This is a genomic window from Paenibacillus sp. MCAF9 (assembly GCF_052114265.1).
GTDB lineage: Bacteria > Bacillota > Bacilli > Paenibacillales > Paenibacillaceae > Pristimantibacillus.
Genome location: NZ_JBFREL010000014.1, coordinates 26,407 through 48,743, shown reverse-complemented (window position 1 = coordinate 48,743; position 22,337 = coordinate 26,407). Strand labels below are relative to the sequence as shown.

Annotated in this window: 8 protein-coding genes; all 8 read right to left on the bottom strand. The window is 47.6% G+C overall.

Going from position 1 to position 22,337, the window contains the following annotated elements:
* Positions 1-14 precede the first annotated feature (14 nt).
* Positions 15-1,286 carry an ACP S-malonyltransferase gene (fabD, locus tag AB4Z45_RS20315; RefSeq protein WP_441911178.1) on the bottom strand — a complete coding sequence of 424 codons (1,272 nt, stop codon included), beginning with the start codon at positions 1,284-1,286 and terminating at the stop codon, positions 15-17.
* Entirely contained in the window at positions 1,280-4,492 is a 3,213-nt protein-coding gene (locus tag AB4Z45_RS20310) for a non-ribosomal peptide synthetase (protein ID WP_441911176.1), read from the bottom strand. Before AB4Z45_RS20310 ends, fabD begins: the two co-directional genes overlap by 7 nt.
* 18 nt (positions 4,493-4,510) lie before the next feature.
* Positions 4,511-5,236 carry a thioesterase II family protein gene (locus tag AB4Z45_RS20305; protein ID WP_441911174.1) on the bottom strand — a complete coding sequence of 242 codons (726 nt, stop codon included), beginning with the start codon at positions 5,234-5,236 and terminating at the stop codon, positions 4,511-4,513.
* A 41-nt stretch (positions 5,237-5,277) separates the two neighbouring features.
* On the bottom strand, positions 5,278-6,249 hold the full coding sequence (locus AB4Z45_RS20300) for a hypothetical protein (RefSeq protein ID WP_441911172.1): 972 nt from the start codon (positions 6,247-6,249) through the stop codon (positions 5,278-5,280).
* Positions 6,250-6,337: 88 nt separating this feature from the next.
* Positions 6,338-19,798: an amino acid adenylation domain-containing protein gene (locus tag AB4Z45_RS20295; protein ID WP_441911170.1), complete on the bottom strand. Its 13,461-nt coding sequence runs from the start codon at positions 19,796-19,798 to the stop codon at positions 6,338-6,340.
* Positions 19,799-19,862: 64 nt separating this feature from the next.
* Complete coding sequence (locus tag AB4Z45_RS20290; RefSeq protein ID WP_441911168.1) at positions 19,863-20,654, bottom strand: CPBP family intramembrane glutamic endopeptidase; 792 nt, start codon at positions 20,652-20,654, stop codon at positions 19,863-19,865.
* Positions 20,651-21,451 (bottom strand): CPBP family intramembrane glutamic endopeptidase, encoded by an 801-nt coding sequence (locus tag AB4Z45_RS20285; protein WP_441911166.1) that lies wholly within the window; start codon positions 21,449-21,451, stop codon positions 20,651-20,653. Before AB4Z45_RS20285 ends, AB4Z45_RS20290 begins: the two co-directional genes overlap by 4 nt.
* A gap of 1 nt (position 21,452) precedes the next feature.
* Positions 21,453-22,307 carry a CPBP family intramembrane glutamic endopeptidase gene (locus AB4Z45_RS20280; protein ID WP_441911164.1) on the bottom strand — a complete coding sequence of 285 codons (855 nt, stop codon included), beginning with the start codon at positions 22,305-22,307 and terminating at the stop codon, positions 21,453-21,455.
* Between the last annotated feature and the right edge of the window lie 30 nt (positions 22,308-22,337).

The window sequence follows — 22,337 nt, the reverse complement described above, 5'->3', positions numbered from 1 at the left end:
CCCTTTTACATCCTTTAACTTCTATTTGAAGCTAAAAATCGACTCCCTAATTTATCCTTAAGGCCGTTGTCTTGAAGCAATTGTTCCAATCGATCCTTCTGTTCGTTCTCTGGAACAAGCTTCGTATGGAACGCAGAGATCAGCATCTCATAAGCCTTAACCAGATGCTTCCACTCTGCCCTGCCAAGAGAAAGCTGAAGCTCATTCAACATCGTCTGAACCTCGCGGTAAGGTACAACTACGCCTTGCTCATATTGCTCTAAATCCCTGTTCCGATTACGCATGCACGTAACGATAGTCAAACATTGAATAATAAAATCTAACGAATAGTCTTGCCCCTCATCCCGGCCCTTCCCAAGGAGCTGTTCCCTATCCGGTTCATGGTCGAAAGAAAGCACCCTAAGGGCTGTACTATTGTTGGCTAGTTTCTTCAATATTGATTGGGGGCCCATCTCAACCGCTTCCGAAACCCCGTTCTCCAGCAAAAAACGGATAACCGCTGTCCATTGTACGGGTGCGGTAATCTGCTCAGCCAGCACTGCTGGAATCTCATCCGCACTCCGATATAATCTTGCAGTCACACTGGAAACAACCGGATGCTGGAGTGTTCCAAGCTTCAGTCCTTTAAGCTCCTCTGCAAATAGCTGCGCTGCCGGTGCCATAAGAGGACTGTGGAACGGCGCGCTCACATGAAGCGGGATGACAACGCCTCCCCGCTTGGAGATACGCTGCACCGCTTCGTTCAATACTCCTTTATGTCCAGAAATGACAACCTGATCATCTGAATTAATATTAGACACTACAACAATTTCAGCTCCACCCTGAAACGAGGAACTAGCGTGCTTGCAGATCGCTGCAACTTCAGCTGCGCTAAGCGACATTACCGCCGCCATTGCACCACTGCCGGCATCGTCCGCAACACGCATGAGCTCACCGCGACGATGAACGATACGGACAGCGCTGTCGAATGGGATACCCCCTGCACAAGTCAAGGCGGTAATTTCTCCAAGGCTATGACCGGCTAAAAATTGCGGAGCCTTCCCCAGCAGGTCTCTGTATATTTTGTACATTGCCATCCCTACAGTTAATATAGCTGGCTGTGCATATTCCGTCCTTGTCAATTCCTCCATGCTGCCCTCAAACATAAGTTTTGTGAGATCCATGTTTATCGCTTCACTCGCTTCATGAAAGGTCTCTTTGGCGAGCTCATATTTCCTATACAAATCCTTGCCCATGCCAACATACTGTGAGCCTTGACCGGGAAACAGCAATGTACCGCCTACCATACGCTTTCAGCTCCCTCTTCTAATTCTGCCATTACAACCTTGAGAGATGCTAGATACAGAGTGAGCAATTCATCCACACTTGCTATGTCCCATGAAAGAGCATCATACAGACATCGGATGTTTAACTCGTCTTCACTAAACTCAAGCTGAAGCGCAAAGCCGATTAGCGGCATATAGGACTCCATTCCTCTCAAGTCGGTTGAAGAGAACCATGGTATGCTTCCATTGTCCAATGTACGGAAACCAGCTGCTGTCGCAAGCGAGGAAAAGGTATAATAGTCGCCGTTTTCCAGTTGATCAGCTACTTCAGGGATCATTTCCACAACCGTCATATAGTGGGACATATTCAGCGTCACAGGCACCATCCGATCTCCTACACCGTCTTTGACGATGACTGTAACTTCATCGGACATCGTAATATCGGAGAGCACGTACATATAAAGGACAAGCAATATATCGACGATATCTGATCCAATGTCTTCTGATAGCTGCATCAATTTTCCGAGCAGCGCTTCATCCAGCTTGCATGAACGGGGAATGGCTGCATGATCTATACCCGTTTCTCTGCTTATGATGCGATTAGGGAAAGTTAAACCTTTCAGCCCTGCTAGTCCATCCATATCTCCTTCTTCACTGAATGGCGCATCCAGTAACGCAGCCATTCCGCGGAGTGTCGCATGTCCGAACAAATCTGCAACGGATACACGAGAAGGGTAGTGCTGCTCCAAGTTGTGATGTAAAGCAACAAGCAGGATGGAGTTGCCTCCTACCTCGAAGAAGTTGTCTTCAGCGGCAAAGTCGACGGTATGCAGCACCTCTTGCCAAAGAGCCGCTACTTTCCGCTCCGTATCGTTATCCAGCTCAAGCAGCTGCAGAGCAAATGCGGCATTATCCCGCAAACGAGTCACTTCACTCTGCTTTGGCAGCGCCTTGCGATCAATCTTTCCATTATTATTTAATGGCAATGCTGCAAGCCAAATGTAACGCTGCGGCACCATATATTCAGGCACTCGACTTGCCATAAAGCTGCGAAGCTCTGATGTCGACAATTCAGACTCTGCTGCATAATAAGCGCATAACAATCCGCCAATAGACTGCTCCTCTTCCAGCAGCACCGCCGATTCAGTAATGTCCTCGTGCCGTGCGAGCATCATTCCAACTTCCTCCAGCTCGACGCGATGTCCGCGGATTTTCACTTGAAAGTCACTGCGCCCGAGAAATTCGAGGTTTCCGTCGTTTAAGTAGCGTGCAAGATCACCTGTTCTATACATTCTCTCACCGGGATAAAAAGGGTCGCTAACGAACTGTTCCTCCGTAAGCTCCGGCTTCCCAAAGTAGCCTTGGGCCAATCTTGTCCCCGCTATGCAAAGTTCACCAGCTACTCCAGGAGGCAGAAGACGTCCCGCCTTATCCAAAATGTACGTTCGTACTCCAGCAAGCGGTTTGCCTATTCCAGGATGATTATCCTCAATCCGCTGTATCGTTGACCATACCGTCGTTTCTGTCGGCCCGTACACGTTGTATATTCGAAGCTGTGGATAAGGCTTCAGCCGATTCCATAGGGTTGGAATAAACGGCTCCCCGCCAATGATCAAATCTTTTAAATAGCGCAAGCATGGTCTCTCTTCTTTGCCAGCCAGCAGCATTTGCAGTCTCATCGGGGTAGTTACCATCATCTCAACATCATGTTTGACGATGAGACGATCGAGCAGGTCTGGGTCTCTGCGCTCCGCTTGTGATGCTAGAATCACCTTCATCCCATAAAGAAGCGGCATAATTAAGTCATGTATAGATACATCGAACGCAGCGCTTGCTAAAGCAACAATCGTTTTTCCTGGTACATATTCTACTTGCTCTGCCATTCCTTCTATGAACCGTATCGCACTCTCATGCTGAATCATGACACCTTTTGGTCTGCCTGTTGAACCTGATGTATAGATCACATAAGCTAGATTTTGAGAGGAATTATCCTGCTCCATGCTGTTTGAGAGTATATGTGAATCCTTCTCTTCCCTGCCAGCAGCATACTGCTCGTCTCTCTCAACGATACAAACAATATTGCCTTCATATTGAGAAGCTTTCGAGAGGTAATCGTGCTGCGTTAACAAAACCTGTGCCTTAGTATCCTCCAGCATGTAATGAATGCGATCCTCTGGGTATTCCAAATCAATGGGCAAATAAGCGCCTCCAGCCTTCCAGATGCCAATGATGCCAACTACCAGCTCGACCGTTCGCTCCACCATCAGTCCAACCACAATTCCTGAACGCACGCCTTCGCTGCGCAATCTACTAGCAAGTTCGTGGGCCCGCTGATTCAGCGTGTCGTAAGTAAACGACTCCTCGCCGCAAATAAGTGCAGTCTCATGGGGGCGAGATTGAGCCTGCTTCTCGAATAGGTGATGCAGGGTTATGCTTGATTCACCAGCTATTCCCTTTCTATGCAAAGGCTTAGCTTCAATCGATGAGCATGAACCAATACAAAGTGATTTTATTAATGCTTGAACTTCATCTTCATCCAATATGGCTGCATCTCTAAGGAGAACGTCGTCGCCTCGAACTAACAGCTCCGCTGCCCGATGAACATGATTAGCTAAATTTTTCATCATTGTCGTGCTGTAAGCAGAGCTATTGTATGTCATAGTAAGCGTTATGGCGGGTGATTCTGACTCTTGGACATTGTACGAAAAGAGCAAACCAACCCCGTCAGCGCTCGGTTTCCCATAACTATTTTCCAAGGTTACGGCTACAGCCTGTCCCGAATTAAAGCTGCTTGTTCTGGCAGAATCCATCGTTTCTAGTTCCAAAATATGTCCCTTGTTACTATCCTCGAATTCATTCAGAGCTCCGTCTAATTGCTTTAGCAATGACTGAAGCATATTTTGCTCATATACCCTGATTTGAAGCGGAATCCATGTCCCGTCCATATGACTTCCGAATCTCTGAGTCGGAATGCCGATCGTTAATCGGTCAACCCCTTTATATTTATAAAGCATGATATAAACCGCAGTAAGCAGTACGCTATACAATCGCTGATTGGAATGTTCAGCATATCGGAGCAGCATTTCTGCGAGCTCTTTGGGTAAATGGATACGCTGCTCCATAGAACGATACTCCGCTTCTCTGCTAAGCAAGTCTGAGGGAAACCCTCCATCCTCTCGCCACAAATATTGATTTCTCTGCCCAGCGTCTATGAATACCTTATCCATATTTTTTGCTCCTCTCTATTATGAATGGATGATTTCTTTGGCAGCCAATGTCCTCAGGAGCGTATCATTTAGGAGCGCAACGACTTGTTGTTCCCGTTCATGTATGAAAAAATGGCCTCCTTCGAAGTTGACGATTTTACAGGTCTCCGTCGTTTGTGACTGCCAATCTTCTGAAGTCCCGTACAGGCTGCTGTCCTCAGAGCCATTCATAACAATGAGATTAAGAGGGAGCGGCGGCTTAATCTCTGGCTTGTACGTGCCAACCAGCTTAAAGTCAGCTCGCAGTATAGGCATAAATACGTCTCGCAGCTCCTTATTCTCGAACAGCTCAGCAGATGTTCCGCCAAGGCTTAATACTTCTTCAATAAAAGCTTTATCGGGAAGCTGATATATTTCTCGGTTCACATGGCTGGAATGAGGCGCCCCGTACCCTGACATAAAAACTACGGAGGGGAGCGTCCATCCTGCTGCATGAATGCTATGAATTAATTCATAAGCGATCAAGCATCCCATGCTATGGCCGAATAAAGCATACTGATTTTGTGTATAGTCGCGAATTAAATGCAATATATCTTTAACTGCCTCATGAATATCCTCGTAGAGCGGCTCACTCATCCGGCTTCCTCTCCCAGCTAATTCAATCGGAATCAATTGAATAGAAGGATCCAGCTGCCGCGACCATTTCTTATAGACCTGAGCCGAGCCCCCCGCGTAAGGCAAACAAAGCAACGGTATACTATCCATAATTAGGAACGACCACCTTGTTAGGAAGCTATTTGATTTTGTTAAACACCACTAGCCAGCGTACGCCAAAATATTTTTTCCATCGCAAATAGTTTTTCTGCTAGAGCTATCTCTCTATCTCGCTGAAATTTATGCGTAACAAAAGATTGCTTGATCGCATTCCAGCCGTCACAGATCATCTCCAATTGATCCTTAAGGGATTCGTATAATGTCACATTTATTTGCTTCTGCTCTCGCAGCGTTCGAATAAGACCTTCATTTGCAATATGCCGGTTGCATATAATGTTGATTCCAATGAGTGCATACGTAATATGAGCACTATATTTATCCGGGCTTGAATCTACTTGCCACATTCCCTCCATGGAGAAATCGTCAAGCTCACGCGTAAGCCGTTCCGCATTGTCAACAACTTCCGATAAGTTCAATTCATACGGTTTAATCGTTGAATGAAGATTATAAATATAATAGGCAGGGCCATTATAGTTTTTGTTGATATTGTATTCTGAATTTTTGAATGCTTTTCTGAGCCGATCCTCAGGAACCTCATGTTCACTATAGCCAGCAAGCGTATCGTCAATGACATAGAAGGACGAGCGTTCATTATCGTAACCATTAAACAGCGAATAATGGTACCAATGAAACTTTTTCCAAGCCATGCTTCCCGGCAGCCAATAAAATAAATCGACATTCACACTTAAATTGCGCCCACCGTCAAGCACCTCTTTTATTTCATCTATAAACATTTCCTTATCGCGGAAGTGCCCCGGCTCAATCCACTTAATAACACCGGTTAATGGGAATTTGGTCCAATCGTCGAGATAATACAGCGTATCAATCGTCGGATATCGAAATTGCTGGTCTGTCGCTGCAGACCAAGGATAATATCGATGAATGTTCAAATATGCTGCATATCGGTAGCTGGGATGAGCAGAAACAGCGATTGAATAGGCTTGATTGAGCATACAGTTCGCCCAGAATTCATTAAATGGTTGTCTGTCCAACGTAACTTTCATCCGCTTATCCTCCTTAATAGATCCAAACTCGTATCATTTAATCGTTTCTCGGCGGTACAGCGCGAAGGAAATACCGCCGAGAAGGATGTTATTTCGGACCATCTTGCAGCGATAGATCGCTTAGTTTCATCAGAGGGCTGGCAGCAGCCGTCATTTCCTCTACGGTTGCACAATAATGCTGAGCCATGCGCGTAATCGTATCTGAGTGGAACAGTGCTGTGGCATACTCCAAGCTGCAAATCATCTCTCCATTGCTCTCCACAACCTCCAGCGTCAAATCGAATTTACTAACTCCTGGCTCGAACGGCTGAAGCTCAAAGGTTAAATCGCCTCCTTGCATGACAGAACGATCCATATTTTGCAAAATGAACATCGTGTCGAACAAAGGATTTCGACTCAGATTTTTCCCAAGCTCCAATCGCTTCACCAAATCCTCAAACGGATACTCCTGATGCTCCAGCGCTTGCAGTACATCATTATGAACATCGGCGATGTAACCGCCAAGTGTTCTTTCAGGCTGTGGTCGGCATCGAATCGCAACTGTATTAACGAATATGCCGATTTGGCCCTCAAGATCAACATGGTCACGTCCTGCAGTCGGCGTGCCAATAATAATGTCTTGTTGCCCACTGTACTTGCCAAGCAAAAGAGCATAAGCACCAAGCAGCACCGTATACAATGTTGTCCCCAGCACTTTTGCCATGTGTTGCGCTCGTCTCGTAAGTTCCTCATTCAACCTAAAACTATATCTGCGACCCACGAAGCTCTGCATCGCTGGTCGCGGATTATCCGTCTGGAGCTCCAGTATTGGCAGTTCGCCTGAGAACATATCCAGCCAGTGGCGCTCATGCGCCTCGTACCCTGGACCATTTAATTGAGCTTCCTGCCAGACGGCATAATCTCTATACTGCACCCGCAGCTCTGCAAGCTCATTGCCGGAGTACAATTCGATCAATTCTTTCAGAAGCACACTGACCGATACACCATCCGTAACAATATGATGCATATCAAGCAGCAGCAAGTGAGAGCTGGAGCTTAGCGGAACAAGAGCTGCCCGCAGCAATAAGCAGCTGCCAAGATCAAATGGACGTATGAACCGCGCCATTAGTCTAGTGATGGTTTCATGCATTCCCGTTTCTGACAACAAACGTTTGGCAGTCATTCGTGCCCATGCATTGCCATCCAGCTTAAATGCCGCAGATGGATGAATCCGTTGCTTGAATTGTCCATCTTCATAATGGAAAGACGTCCGTAAACTCTCATGCCTCATGATTAAAGCGGTGAACGCCTGCTCCAGCTTTTTCGCATCAAGATTCCCACGGATATGCAGTGCAAAAGGGACATTATACATCGTTGCTTCTCCAGACAGCAGAGATAAAACATATTGCCTTCTTTGAGCGCGCGACATTGGGAAATACGCCCTGTCCATCTGACGCGGAATCGATTCATAGGTTTGCTGGCTTTGACCTTCAATTACTAGAGCGAGCAACTCTATTGTCGGATTCTGAAACAATTCTCTCAGCGGCACGCGCACACCAAATTGTAAGCCTATCCGACTGACCAAAGTTGCCGCCTTTAACGAATGTCCACCTAACTCGAAGAAGCTGTCTGTCGCTCCGATGTTATCCGTCAATAGCAGATCCTGCCAGAGCATAACCAGCTTGCGCTCCGTCTCCGTGCTCGGCTCTCGGTAATGTCGTACATTCCGTTCTGTCTGCTGCGGTCTTGGAAGTGCCTTGCGATTTATCTTGCCTGTTGGCGTCATCGGTATTTCATCCTGCAGCATCACATAGGTTGGAATCATATAAGCAGGCAGCTTGCCTCTCAGATGCTCGATTAGCTCCTCAGTTACACCGAGAGAATGCCCGTCTACGCTCTCTAACCATACGGTTTCTTCCTTATGGATACTTTCGAGTGCTGCTGCAACATAATGATCTGCGTACGAGGTCATATTTGGCAGATCAGCATCATCAGCCTTTTGTAGGACAACATAAGCGCAGAGAACTGGCTCACCCTCAGGCTCTTGAAACGCGATGACAACCGCTTCCTTCACACGTTCATGCTGCAGCAGCTGCTGCTCCACCTCACCGGTTTCAATGCGATGTCCTCGTATTTTCACCTGATGATCGCGGCGGCCTGCGTATACAAATTCACCATTCGCCAGCCTTCTGCCAAGATCACCCGTGCGGTACATTCTCTCCTCTGCATTAAACGGGCTTGTGATGAATACTCCTTGATCCCATTCCGGATGACGAAGATAACCCCGACCAACGCCCGCTCCTAAGATGCAAATTTCACCAATCACACCTGTTGGCTGCAGCTGCAGCTCTGGACTCAGTACGACCATTGCTGCCCCTGCAATAGGTGTGCCAATCGTAATAGCTTCACCGCTAGTTACCTCGAACACCGATGTCCATACTGTTGTTTCCGTTGGGCCATAGAGATTGAAAATACGTGCACTCGTCATCGCACGCAGTCTCTCCAGCAAATCCATCGTCAACGGCTCCGCGCCAATCATGACTACGCTTAAGGATTTCCAAACCTCACTTTGGCTCACCTGCGCCATCCACCACTTGAAGCGTGATGGCGTAATTTGCAGCACCTCTACCCGATGCTTTTTTATAAGCTCCTGCAGCAAATGAGCATCGCTGCGTTCCACTTCATTACACAGCACCATTTTCATTCCCATTGTTAATGGGAGCAGACTCTCTACGATGAAAATATCAAATGATACGGTCGCCATTGCCAATAGGCTTTGGCCTGCTTCAAATGGAATTCGCTCACGGAATCCACTCACGAAGCTTGCCAGTCCGCGATGCTCGATCATTGCACCCTTCGGCCTGCCCGTTGAGCCGGAAGTATACAGTACATACGCCAGATGCTCCGGACGGCTTACGATCTCCAGATTCCCTCGTTCAGAGCTATACAGATCAGCATCATCCAAATACCATTCTTCTGACGCATTCATGACAAACCCGGCATATTTCCTTTCTGTCAGAAGCCATTGATCGCCGCAATCCTCCAGCATCCACTGGATACGCTCAGCAGGGTATGCCGGATCTATAGCGACATAAGCGCCTCCCGCTTTCAAAATGCCAAGAATGCCGATCATCAACAGAGGTGAACGGTCTGCCATCAATGCTACAATTCGCTCCGGTCCCACCCCGCGGCTGCGAAGCGTATGTGCCAGCTGGTTGGATCTATCATTTAGTTCGCGATAGGTCATCTGCTCCGATTCAAAATGGACTGCAACCGCATCTGGAGTTTTTGCAGCCTGCTTCTCTATCTCTTCAATGACGGATCGCCATTTAAACGGGACACCTGGTAAAGATGAATCTTGGCCCTGCAAACTCAGCGGCATTTTAGCGGGTGCATCTCCTAGTGCTATAGCCCCTTCAACATCAGCCCCACTGCTCTTCATCCACGCCATACTATCCAATGCCGCAAGCAGCTCCAACTTTTCTTCATCGTTTAGCAGCTCTAGTTCGCCAAGAGTCCGCAATCGATTTTCGCTCGACGTCATTGCTTTAATAATCGCGCAGTAGTGGTGCGCCATCCTGATGACCGTCTCCTCATGAAACAGATCCGTTGCATATTCCAAGCTGAAGGCAATGCCTTCCGCGCGCTCTACAGCTTCAAGTGTCAAATCAAACTTGCTGACACCGTGTTCAAACGGCTGCGGCTCGAAGCTCAAACCGCCCGATTGCAACGCTGAATGCTCCATATTTTGCAAAATAAACATCGTATCGAACAACGGATTTCGGCTCTTGTCCTGAACGAGGTTTAGCCGCTCCACCAGCTTCTCGAACGGATACTCCTGATGCTCCAGCGCCTGCAGCACATCCTCATGCAATTCGGCAACGTAGCTGCTAACCGTATGTTCGAGCTGCGGTCGACAACGAATGGCTGCTGTATTGACGAACATGCCGATGAGTCCCTCCACATCAACATGATTGCGTCCAGCTACTGGCGTACCAATAATAATATCCTCTTGTCCGCTGTACTTCCCAAGCATAAAAGCATAAGCACTCAGCAGCACTGAATATAGTGTCACACCTTGCTCTGCCGCCAAACGCCGCGCCCGCTGTGCAAGCTCCCCGTCTAGATGAAAGACATATTTTCGCCCCTTGAAAGTTTGAACGATCGGGCGTTTCCTATCTGTCGGCAATTCCAGCAGCGGGAGCTCGCCTTCAAACTTCTTCAACCAGTAACGCTCATGCGCCTCGATTGCTTCGCCGCCTAGCTGTCCCTCCTGCCAGACCGCATAATCCCTATATTGCACCCGCAGCTCTGGCAGTTCATTTCCGCCGTATAATGCTGTTAATTCCTTTACCAGCACACTCATTGAAACGCCATCCGTCACAATATGATGGATGTCCAGCAGCAGCAAGTAATGCTCTTCTTCCAGTTGAAGAAGTCCTGCCCTTAGCAGCAGCCCGCTTTCCAAATCAAAAGGTCTTATAAACTTCGTAGTGAGCTCATTCAGCCATTCGGATTCGGCGCTCACTTCATCACCAGATGCTCCCAACCACTTGCCAGCTGGTACTAGCTCCTCTACAGCATCCTCGAAATGAAATGCCGTCGCTGGATGAACTCGCTGCCTGAATTGTTCATCCATATAATGAAACGAAGTTCGTAAACTTTCATGCCTAGCGACCAATGATGAAAACGCAGCTTCAAGTCTCGAAGCATCCAGCTTGCCCCGAATTCGCAGTGCAAACGGAACATGGTACATCGTTGATTCTCCTGTTAGCAGCCCCAGCAAATATTGTCTTCTCTGCGCATGCGACATCGGATAATGCTCCTGATCCATCTGGCGCGGAATCGATTCATAGGTTTGCAGATGTTTACCTTCAATTACTTCAGCAAGGGACCCTAGCGTTGGATTTAAAAACAGCTCCCTAAGCGGCACATGTACGCCGAAATGCTCATGGATTCGGCTTACAAGCGCTGCAGCCTTGAGCGAATGGCCGCCAAGCTCAAAAAAGCTGTCCATCACGCCAATATCGTCCGATTTCAGCAAATCTTTCCACAGCTCGGCAAGCTTGCGTTCCGTCTCGTTTCTTGGCCTTAAGTACTTGCGCTCACTCAGCGCAACCTTATGAGGTTTCGGCAGCGCCTTTCGATGCAGCTTTCCGGTTGGTGTCAGCGGTATTGCATCTAGCAGCATCACATAAGCTGGAATCATATAGGCAGGCAGCTTGCTGCTGAGATGGGTCTGCAGCTCCGAAATCATGTCGGAGAGGTTGTGTTCGTTAATATTGTTGTTACAACTAGAGTCGGAAGCAGGTACAACATACGCGCAAAGCGCATGCTCGCCCTCCTCCTCCTGAAATGCGATGACAACCGCTTCCTTCACACGCTCATACAGCAGCAGCTGCTGCTCCACCTCCCCGGTTTCAATGCGATGTCCTCGTATTTTCACCTGATGATCGCGGCGGCCTGCATATACAAATTCACCGTTTGCCAGCCTTCGGCCAAGATCACCCGTGCGATACATCCTCTCACCTGTACCAAACGGGCTCGTAATAAATACTCCTTGATCCCATTCTGGATGGCGAAGATAACCCCGTCCAACGCCTGCCCCTAAGATGCAGATTTCACCAATCACACCCGTCGGCTGCAGCTGCAGTGCTGGATTTAGCACAACCATTGCTGCCCCGGAAATAGGCTTGCCAATCGTAATGTTCTCACCGCTAGTTACTTCGCACACCGATGTCCATACCGTTGTTTCCGTTGGTCCATAGAGATTGAAGATACGTGCATTCGTCACCGAACGAAGTCTCCCCAGTAGATCCATCGTCAACGGCTCCGCTCCAATCATGACCACGCTTAAAGATTTCCAAACCTCGCTTTGGCTCACCTGCGCCATCCACCACTTGAAACGCGATGGCGTAATTTGCAGCACTTCTACCCGATGCTTATTTATAAGCTCCTGCAGCAGATGAGCATCACTCCGTTCCTCTTCATTGCAAAGCACAATTCTCATCCCCATTGTTAATGGGAGCAGGTTCTCTACAATGAAAATATCGAATGATACGGTCGCCATTGCCAATATGCTTTGGCCTGCTTCGAATGGAATTCGCTCACGGAATGCGCTCACGAAGCTTGCCAGTCCGCGATGCTCGATCATTGCACCCTTCGGCCTGCCCGTTGAGCCGGAAGTATACAGTACATACGCCAGATGCTCCGGACGGCTTACGATCTCCAGATTCCCTCGTTCCGAGCTATACAGATCAGCATCATCCAAATACCATTCTTCTGACGCATTCATGACAAACCCGGCATATTTCCTTTCTGTCAGAAGCCATTGATCGCCGCAATCCTCCAGCATCCACTGGATACGCTCAGCAGGATATGCCGGATCAATAGCTACATAAGCCCCTCCTGCTTTCAAAATGCCAAGAATGCCGATCATCATCAGAGGTGAACGGTCTGCCATCAATGCTACAATTCGCTCCGGTCCTACCCCGCGGCTGCGAAGCGTATCGGCAAGACGATTCGCTCGCTCATTTAATTCGAAATACGAGAGCGTCTCCAAACCAAATAAAATCGCAGCGGCATGCGGCGTTTCTGCCGCTTGCCGCTCTATCTCTTCCATGATGCTCATCCAGCAGGGATACTCTTCGGTGGATGCAGAGAAATGTGCTTCCATTGCAGTCATCTCTGCAATCACGTTTGTTTCACCGAGCAGTACTTTTCCTACCCTCTCCGCGATGTCATTGACCTTCTGTTCCGCTTTATCAGCAGCGCTTGCTAACGGCGAAGAAAGCTTCAATCGCTCTGCCTCATCCACTAATTCCAGCTCACCTATCGTTCTCCTGGACCCTTCGCTTGATGTCATCTCCTTAACGATTGTGCAGAAATGCGCGGCCATTCTCTCGATCGTACTCTCATGAAATAAGGAGGTTGCATACTCAAGGCAGCATGTGATCCCCTTCCCCGTCTCCACTGCTTCCAGCGACAAATCAAACTTGCTGAATCCGGTTTCGTACGGCTGCGGCTCGAAGATCAAATCCCCCGCTTGCCTTGCTGGCTGCTCCATATTTTGCAAAATAAACATCGTGTTAAATAGGGGATTGCGACTTAAATCCTGTTCCATTTCAAGCTGATTTACAAGATCCTCGAACGGAAATTCCTGATGCTCCAGCGCTTGCAGCACATTCCCGTGCATTTCAGTAATGTAACTGCCAATCGTCATTCCGAATTGCGGACGGCAACGAATGGCAACCGTATTGACGAACATGCCGATTAGCCTTTCTACATCAATGTGATTGCGTCCGGCTACCGGAGTACCCACGATAATATCCTCTTGTCCGCTATACTTCCCAAGGAGTACCGTATAAGCGCTAAGCAGCAGCGTATATAACGTCGTCCCTTGTTCCCTAGCCAATTGCCGCGCCCGATGTGCCAGCTCCTCGTTTAGCTGAAAAGCAAACCTTCGGCCCTCATAACGCTGAACCGCCGGACGCTGCTTATCTGCGGGCAGATCAAGCACTGGGAGTTCGTCCGAGAACATGCCCAGCCAATAACGCCTCAGCTTAGAGTAGTAGTCACCGCTTAATCGTTCCAGCTCCCAGACTGCATAATCCCGATATTGCACCGTCAGCTCTGGCAATGCCTGCCCGTTGTATAAATCGATCAACTCTTTTATGAGCACGCTCATCGATATCCCATCCGTCACAATATGATGGATGTTCAGCAACAACAAGTGACGGTTTTCTGCCAATTCAGCAAGACCAACTCTTAGCAGTGAGCCGCTTCCGAGATCAAATGGATCTGTAAATGGGGCCATTAATTCATTGATCCTCACATCTGCTCCGATTGCAGATGACGCGCGCTGCCATAGATCAGCCTGCTCGCCTTTTATAACCATTTCCGTTAGCTGAAATGGCTCTGCAGGATGAATTCGCTGACAGAACTCTTCACCTACATAGTGGAATGATGTTCGCAGGCTCTCATGCCTCGTAATTAGTGCAGTAAACGCGGCTTCCAGTTTCTTTTTTTCCAGATTACCTAGGATGTGAAGCACAAACGGAATATGATACATCGTCGATTGTCCGGCAATGAGCTCGATCATATATTGGCGTCTCTGTGCTGGAGACATTGGATAATGATCCCGATTTGCTTGCATTGGAATGATAGCTCCTCCGATGCCCAGCTCAGAATTTAACAGCGTTCCCCCTGCCAGCCACTCAGCCATACTCGCAACAGACAGTCGTTCAAATACGACGCTTAGCGGCATTTCAACATGGAATTTAGCTTGAATCCGGCTTACCAATACCGCAGCCTTCAGGGAATGTCCACCCAACTCGAAGAAATCATCATACATACTAATTTGCTCAATGCCGAGCACATCTCTCCATATTTCAGCCACCTCTGCCTCCAGCGAGGTTCGCGGCAGGGTAAGCTCAGCAACGACTCGTTGCTGTAAAACAGGTTCTGGAAGCGCCTTGCGATCCACTTTGCCATTAGGTGTTAACGGTATCGCAGCGATCTCCATAAAAAACGAAGGGATCATATAATCTGGCATTTTACTTTTCAAAAAGCTCTTTAAATCCTGAGCTCCTATTGTTTGATTCACAACCATGTATGCGCAAAGTTTTTTATCGCCTGCTTGATCCTCATGTGCGATGATAACCGCTTCGTCTACCGCCTCATGTCTTTGAAGCTGCGCACCAATTTCTCCAAGCTCAATGCGAATGCCTCTCAGCTTGATTTGATCATCCATTCGGCCTAAATACATCGTATTTCCGTCTGGCAGCCACTTAGCCAAATCACCAGTACGGTACATGATGGTGCCTGGCTGCAGCGGGTGTTCAACAAACCGCTCCGCGGTCAATTCCGGTTTATTAACATACCCAGCAGCAAGGCCGCTGCCGGAGATGCATAGCTCCCCAGCCGATCCGACCGGTGCAGGCTTGTCTCCAAAATTTAAAATATGAACCGCGACGCCATGCATCGGTCCGCCAATTGGCACATTAACGCCGCTGGCAGCAGCTGATTTATACACATACATATTCGAGCAGATCGTTGCCTCAGTCGGACCATAGCCGTTAACAATACGTATATTCGGATTTAATTGAACAAAAAGCGCAAGCGTTGTATCTTTTATTGGTTCAACGCCAACAAGCAGCTTGTCCAAGGAGATCGTCATCCTCGATTGTTCCAACGATTGCGCCACATCCCGAAGCAGCGTCGGCGGAATATAAGCAAAAGTTATCTGCTCTTCTACTATTACTTTAGCTAGCTCTCTAGGATCAAGCAGCTTGGGATTTGGATAAAGGACAAGGGACGCGCCAAACATAAAAGGCATAAACAGCTCGCATACGCTCACATCAAACGAAATATTGGTAAGGCTTAAGCAGCGGTCTCTTTCATCAAAATTTCCGTCGTAAAACAGCTTCAACGAATGGCTGAAGTTATAAAAGCTGCGATGCGGAACCATAACACCCTTCGGCTGCCCAGTAGAACCCGAAGTGTAGATAACATACATAAGATCATCTGCTGAAATGGATACGTCCACATTGCTTTTATCCCCGTCATATATCGTTTCATCCTTTAATCGAATTTCCTGAGCGGATGGATACGCATTTCTATGAACCGAATCGTCTACTAAGAGCAAACTTGCTCCGCTGTCAGCAAGCATATAGCGAGTTCTCTCCTGCGGATATTGAAGGTCGATTGGCAGGTATGCACCACCAGCCTTCATAATCGCAAGCATTCCTGTCACCATTGAAATCGAGCGTTCAGCCATCACACCGACAATGCTGTTAGGGCCAACACCGCAGCGAACAAGCTTGCGCGCCAGCGCATTTGCTCGCCCATTTAATTGTTCGTACGTTAATGACTCCCCTCTGCACTGAACGGCGACTCTTCCAGGAACTCGTCTTGCCTGTTCTTCAAAGCTGCTGTGGATACAGCGAGCGCTAGGGAAAGCAGAAGCACGACTGCCAAATTCCGTCAACAACTTGTTGTAATCTTGTGGGGACAACATTTCACACTCGCCTAATGTATGCTCTGGATAGTCCGTTACATAACTTAGCAACGCAATGTAATGCCTCATCATCGACCTTACGGTCTCTTCGCGGAACAAGTCCTTGCCAAATTCGACTACCAATCGCAGGGTACCGTCATTTTGCTCCACGGCTTGAACCATCAGATCGTATTTCGCCGTCCCATGCGGGAACCTCTCGTGCCGATAGGTCAATTCTTCATTCGAGTAGTTGGGAATGTTCAAATTTTGCATAATAAACATCGTATCGAATAACGGATTGCGGCTGCTGTCTCGCCGATCCACCATGGATGCTAGCTCTTCAAATGGAAAATCCGAATTTTCATAAGCCTCTGTCGATGCTGCTTTTATCTCTTCTAAAAACTGGGTAAACGGTTTGTTTGCCACAGGATACCCGCGCAATACAAGTGTTCCGACGAACATCCCTACCAGAGTCTCAGTTTCACGGTTGACTCTCCCTGCAATCGGTGTGCCTACGGCAATATCTTCCCCGCCAGAATACTTTGCAAGAAGGGTAAAATAGACCGATAAAAGCACCATAAATAGCGTAGATTCCGTTGATTTTGCCAGCTTTCGCAGATTATCCGATAATTCGTTGTCCACATACATATCAAATGTTTCGCCGCGATTGCTCTTCATCAGAGGACGAGGAAAGTCTGTCGGAAGCTCCAGCACAGGCCACTCCCCCTGGCATTGCTTCATCCAGTAACTTCTCTGTCGCTCCATCCGCTCCGATTGCAGTTCCTCTCTCTGCCACGCAGCGTAGTCTATATACCGCAAGGTTAACGGCTCAAGACTCTCTCCTCGGTAAAGCATCATAAGCTCTTTGAGCAAAATACCTGCTGAGAAGCCATCCGAAGCAATATGATGCATATCCAAATACAACACATGCCGCTCAGGGTTAACGGTCAATAAAGCAGCGCGAAGCAGCGGCGCATGGCTCAGGTCAAATGATGTAAACAAGCTATGCAGCGTTTCAAGCACCGTTTCTTCTGATGCCTGCAGCCGCTGAAGGGAAAAGTGAACATCAGTATGAACAAATTGACAAATTTCACCGTCTACTAAGGCGAATGACGTTCTTAACATCTCATGCCTTTTTATTAATGAATGAATAGACGCTTCCAATCTGCCTGCATCAATTTCCCCCTCTATATGCAAAAGCTCCGGCAAATTATAGCTTCTATCGCTAGGCGAGGCAGCTTGCTGCAAGTACATGCGCTTTTGCGACGAAGAGATCGTATAATACTCCCGCTCCGCCACCAGGGGCATATGAATTACTTTTTCCGTTTCTGGCGAACCGCTTAATCGCCGCTCTTCCACAACACCAGCAAACCCGCTAAGTGTAGGATGTCCTAACAAATGCTGCACTTCTAGTCGAATCCCCCAGCTTTGACTAAGTGAATTAACGATTCGCAGCGCAATGATCGAATCACCGCCCAATTCATAGAAGTTAGCATCATTGCTGAGCTCACGATAACCGAGCAGTTCCCCCCATACATTAGCGACACTTTGCTCCGATTCCGAGACAGCACCTTCACTGCACAGCCTCACGTGGTTAACTGCCGATTCATGCTTGAACTCTGTCAGAGGTGCTATATTAACACTGCGATCATCTTCCTCTACCCAACACGGATAGGGATCAAATGAATATACAGGCAGCGGTACCCTTCTGCGTCTCTCATCACGATAAAGCTCCTTCCAATCTACTTTAGCACCAGCTGCATATAACTGAGCTAACTGTGTACTTGCACCATCGTTGCCCCAATTACTGCGGACAACCTGCTCTAAGAGCTCCTTTTGCTTTCGCTCGTCATTCCCTCCCGAATGCACTGCATTTGAATCGCCGTAATAAATATTCGGCATCATCGTGTTTTTCAACCGCTCAACATCCAAAGCTTCCAGCCTATTTCTAAGCTCAACTTCATTTTTGGCGACGATCGCCAAACGATATCGATAATGTCCGCGACCTATCGCCGCGCTATAGCAGATGTCCGTCAAGCTCCACTCATGCTGCTCCTGATCGGCAAACCAAGCACGATAATTAATAATGGATCGCTTAAGAGCCGATTCGCTTTGGGCGGATAGGCAAAAAACTTCATTTTTTTCTTTCCCATAAGCTGCATGCGCTACCTCGTCCAACATTACGCTATCATTCATTGACATTGATGGTGCTTCTTCCAGCACAACATGGCAGTTGGTTCCGCTCATACCAAATGCGCTAATACCGCATCTACGCGCACCAAACTCGTCACTCCAATGCGATAGCTTGTCGTTGACATACACTGGAGAATCAACAAACGATATTTTGCGATTGGGGAAACGATAATGAAGCGTAGGTGGAATCTGTTTATTGCAAAGGGAAAGAACTGCCTTCAGCAGCCCCGTAATACCAGCAGCATGATCGAGATGTCCGATATTGCTTTTGACCGAGCCAATCGCACAGAACTGCCTCTTGTCTGTAAAACGTCTGAATGCTCTCGTAATGCCGTCAATCTCAATCGGATCTCCCAATGTGGTTCCTGTACCATGCGCTTCCAAATACATGATCGTTTCGGGATCAATGGCTGCATCCTGCCAAGCACGGACAATGACATCCTCCTGCGCCAAGGCGTTAGGCGCAGTGATGCCTACAGAGCTGCCATCCTGATTCATAGCGCTCCCTTTAATGAGCGCATAAACATGATCCCCATCCTGCAGCGCCTTTGCGAGCGGTTTAAGCAGCAATGCGACTACACCATCCCCGATACCCGTCCCGTCAGAGCTGTCATCAAACGGCTTTGCACGGTTATCGCTTGACTCGATTCCAAGCCGAATGCCCATATCGATCGGAAGCAGATTGAGCTTCACACTTCCAGCGATAGCAGCATCGCATTCACCGCTGCGAATGGACTGACATGCTAAATGGACGGCCACAAGAGAGGATGAGCAAGCGGTGTCGACATTAAGTGCCGGCCCTTTCAAATTCAAGAGATAAGAGATGCGGCCTGCGATCATTGAACTTAAATTGCCTGGCGCTGCCATTGCGAGCGCTTCTGGATTTACCGTCTCAATAATACGTTTATAATCATGCAGCGCATCGGCGTTATGACCGATAAATACACCTGTTCGTGAGCCATGGAGCGCTTCGCCCCCATACCCGCCATCCTCCAATGCGCTCCATGCGGTCTGCAGAAACATGCGCTGGTTCGGACTCATTAGTGAAGCTTCCTTCGGAGACAATCGAAAAAAGGAATAATCGAAGGAGGAGATATCCTCCAAATATGCACCATCAAATATTGAAATGGTTTCATACAATGCGCTCATGCGACGAAGATACGGTTCCAGCTCCTGACGCCTTGACTGCGGGAAGGAGCGTACACCGTCCACTCCATTTTGCAGCATATCCCAAAACTCTCGATGTGTGTCTGACTTCGGAAGCTTGGCAGAAATGCCGATGATCGCAATTTCTTGGCTTGCGGTTTCCAGCACCGCGTCACTGCTTGCGTCTCCTTCATTTTCATTGCGATTTGGTTCCAACAAATCCAACTGGAACATGCTGCACACTCCTCTTTTGCGGTTGTTTGCAGTGGCAATGTGATCACTACCATAAATCATTGATTTAACTCGTTATACTTTTATTGTGCCGCTTCAAATTCTCCGATTGTCTACGCAGCAAAATATACAAATGCACAATAATCGCTATACCGCTTATGAACGACAAAATAAGAAAAGCTTCGGGAGAGGAATCCTTCATAAAATGAGAGACGACATACAAGGTTGCTGTACTGAACACATGTGCGAGCAAAGATGACCATATCGATCCTGTGGTCACGCGAATTACACCATAAATAATTGCTCCAAGAGCAGCGAATACACCAATGGTTACGCTCATAAATACGGTTCCAAACAACAAAGCTTGCAGCAGGACAGACCATGCAGAGGAGAAGCGTTGGCGGAAAACATGGATCAGCATCCCCCGGAACAACCATTCCTCGAGCAAAGAACCTAGCAATAAGCTGCTCAACACAAATACGAAGAAATTCCCTCCACCAGCTACAAATTGAACCAAATTCGCAATTTCCGGGAAATTCTCAGCGATCCAACCAAGCTGTGTGAACACCGCGATGAACAGACCAAGCCAAATTCCTGTCCCAGCAGCCATCGCTGCTGATTGTGGTGGAACGAAGCCAAGGTCTTGCATTCGAATGTTTTGCCAGCGAAGCAGCGGCACATAAATGGCGATCACAATCGTATTCGCTGCGATAAGAGAGCTCGCTGGATTTTTGCTAAGCCACGCACTAAACTCATCATCTTGAATCCAATTGTTCAACGCCCAATTGGTGAATAAAACTACGCACATATAAATAGCTAAATAGAGTAGAACTTTACTAATTACAGTTAAAGTTCTCATGTGTGAATAACCTCTTCGTGACTGTATGGCTTGCGAAAGCGGCGATTGCCCAAATATAAGCCAGCTGCAATCATGGCACCTGCAACTGCCATTAAGGCTGACAATATGAATATATCGTTACTCTTCGGGCCTAGATGCCATAGCAAGTATTGAACTCCTTGGCAAGCCACCTGCGCGGCAATCGGCGCCCAGATGGAATCAAACCACACATACAAGAGCGCAAAAATGATAGCCCCAAGAAACCCATACAAGGAAAGCGGAATATCACCAAAGAAGAATAGAACGCCATATAATAACCCTTGCAGCAAAATCGCAACGGTGACAGGCAGAACGCCTCTAAAACTGTTCAGCAGTAAACCTCTGAATAACGTTTCCTTGTATACGTTGCCTAGCAATAGAAAAACGAGGAAAACATACCATTCTGCCCGATTCAAATATTCGAATAACTCTTGGAATTTGAACTGATTGGACTGGATCGCAGGCAATTGCGAGAATGCCACAGTGAACAACCCCGCACCCAAACCCACCCATAGCGACAAGGAAATAGCGCTGCCATCCATCTTTTGAAATCGGGCTTCCTTGAATAGGTTTTGTTTAAATATTAGCTTTATCGCAAAATACATAAGCGGAAAACCAATAATGTCATTTAATATGATGACAATAAGCGTATTTTGTTCAAACCAAGGACTTAACGGGTAGATATAAGCAAAAAATAATTTGGTAACGGTAAGAAACCAGGCAAAATACAATCCGATGACTAGTAGAACTCTCCCTATTGATACAGTCCAATTTCTCATCTTATCGCCCTCTTCCAACCGTAATCGGGTCTGCTTGTACTGAACTTGCACCTTTTTCGAGCCCTCTGCGCCAAATGTATGCCGTTCCACCTACGAGGAAGAGCAGGCTTCCAGTCGTTAGAACATACAACGCGGGTTCTCCTAATTCGTTAATCGCTTCATGCCATCCAACATATTTTGTAATAAAAATAAGACTCATGGCTGAGGTTTGTACAATAATTGGCGCCCACAGGCTCCCTATTCGGATATACAATATCGCGTAGATGAGTCCAGAACCAAAACCAATGAATGACAGGCTGAGGCTTGGCTGAAAATAGGCGTAAACCAATGCTTGCAATATAAGCGCTGCATACAGCGGCATCACTTGAAGCAATTGTCGGTAAATTAATCCTCTAAACAAAATTTCTTCATAGATGGGGGCAATAAGCCCCGCACCTAAAATAACGAATAAAATGGAATCTCCCCTAATGAGATCATCTACGAGAAAGGGGATGGATGGAAAGTGCTGAGCGATGACATCAATTTCAATTAGGCCAATGCTAAACAGGCATCCGGCTGCTCCCATAGCCAGCATCAACCCGGCATCTTTGCCCCCGATTCTCTTGAAGCCGCTAGTTTGAAACAAGGTTTGCTTCTGCTCTTTCCATATGCTTCTCTTCAAACGGAAAACAAGCATATAGATGAGCAAAATGGAGCTAAATAATATCGCCATGAACATCGCCGGGTTACGATCCATAAACTTGGCAAGGCCGAGTGTAGCTTCATACTGATAGGTTGAACGCAGCAGATAAAGCAAAGCGTAAAAGATACCTAAATACCATGCGATATTCCCGAGCATAAACAAAATCTTTTTCAACGTAATGCTCCTTTGCATATGGGGTTGTCC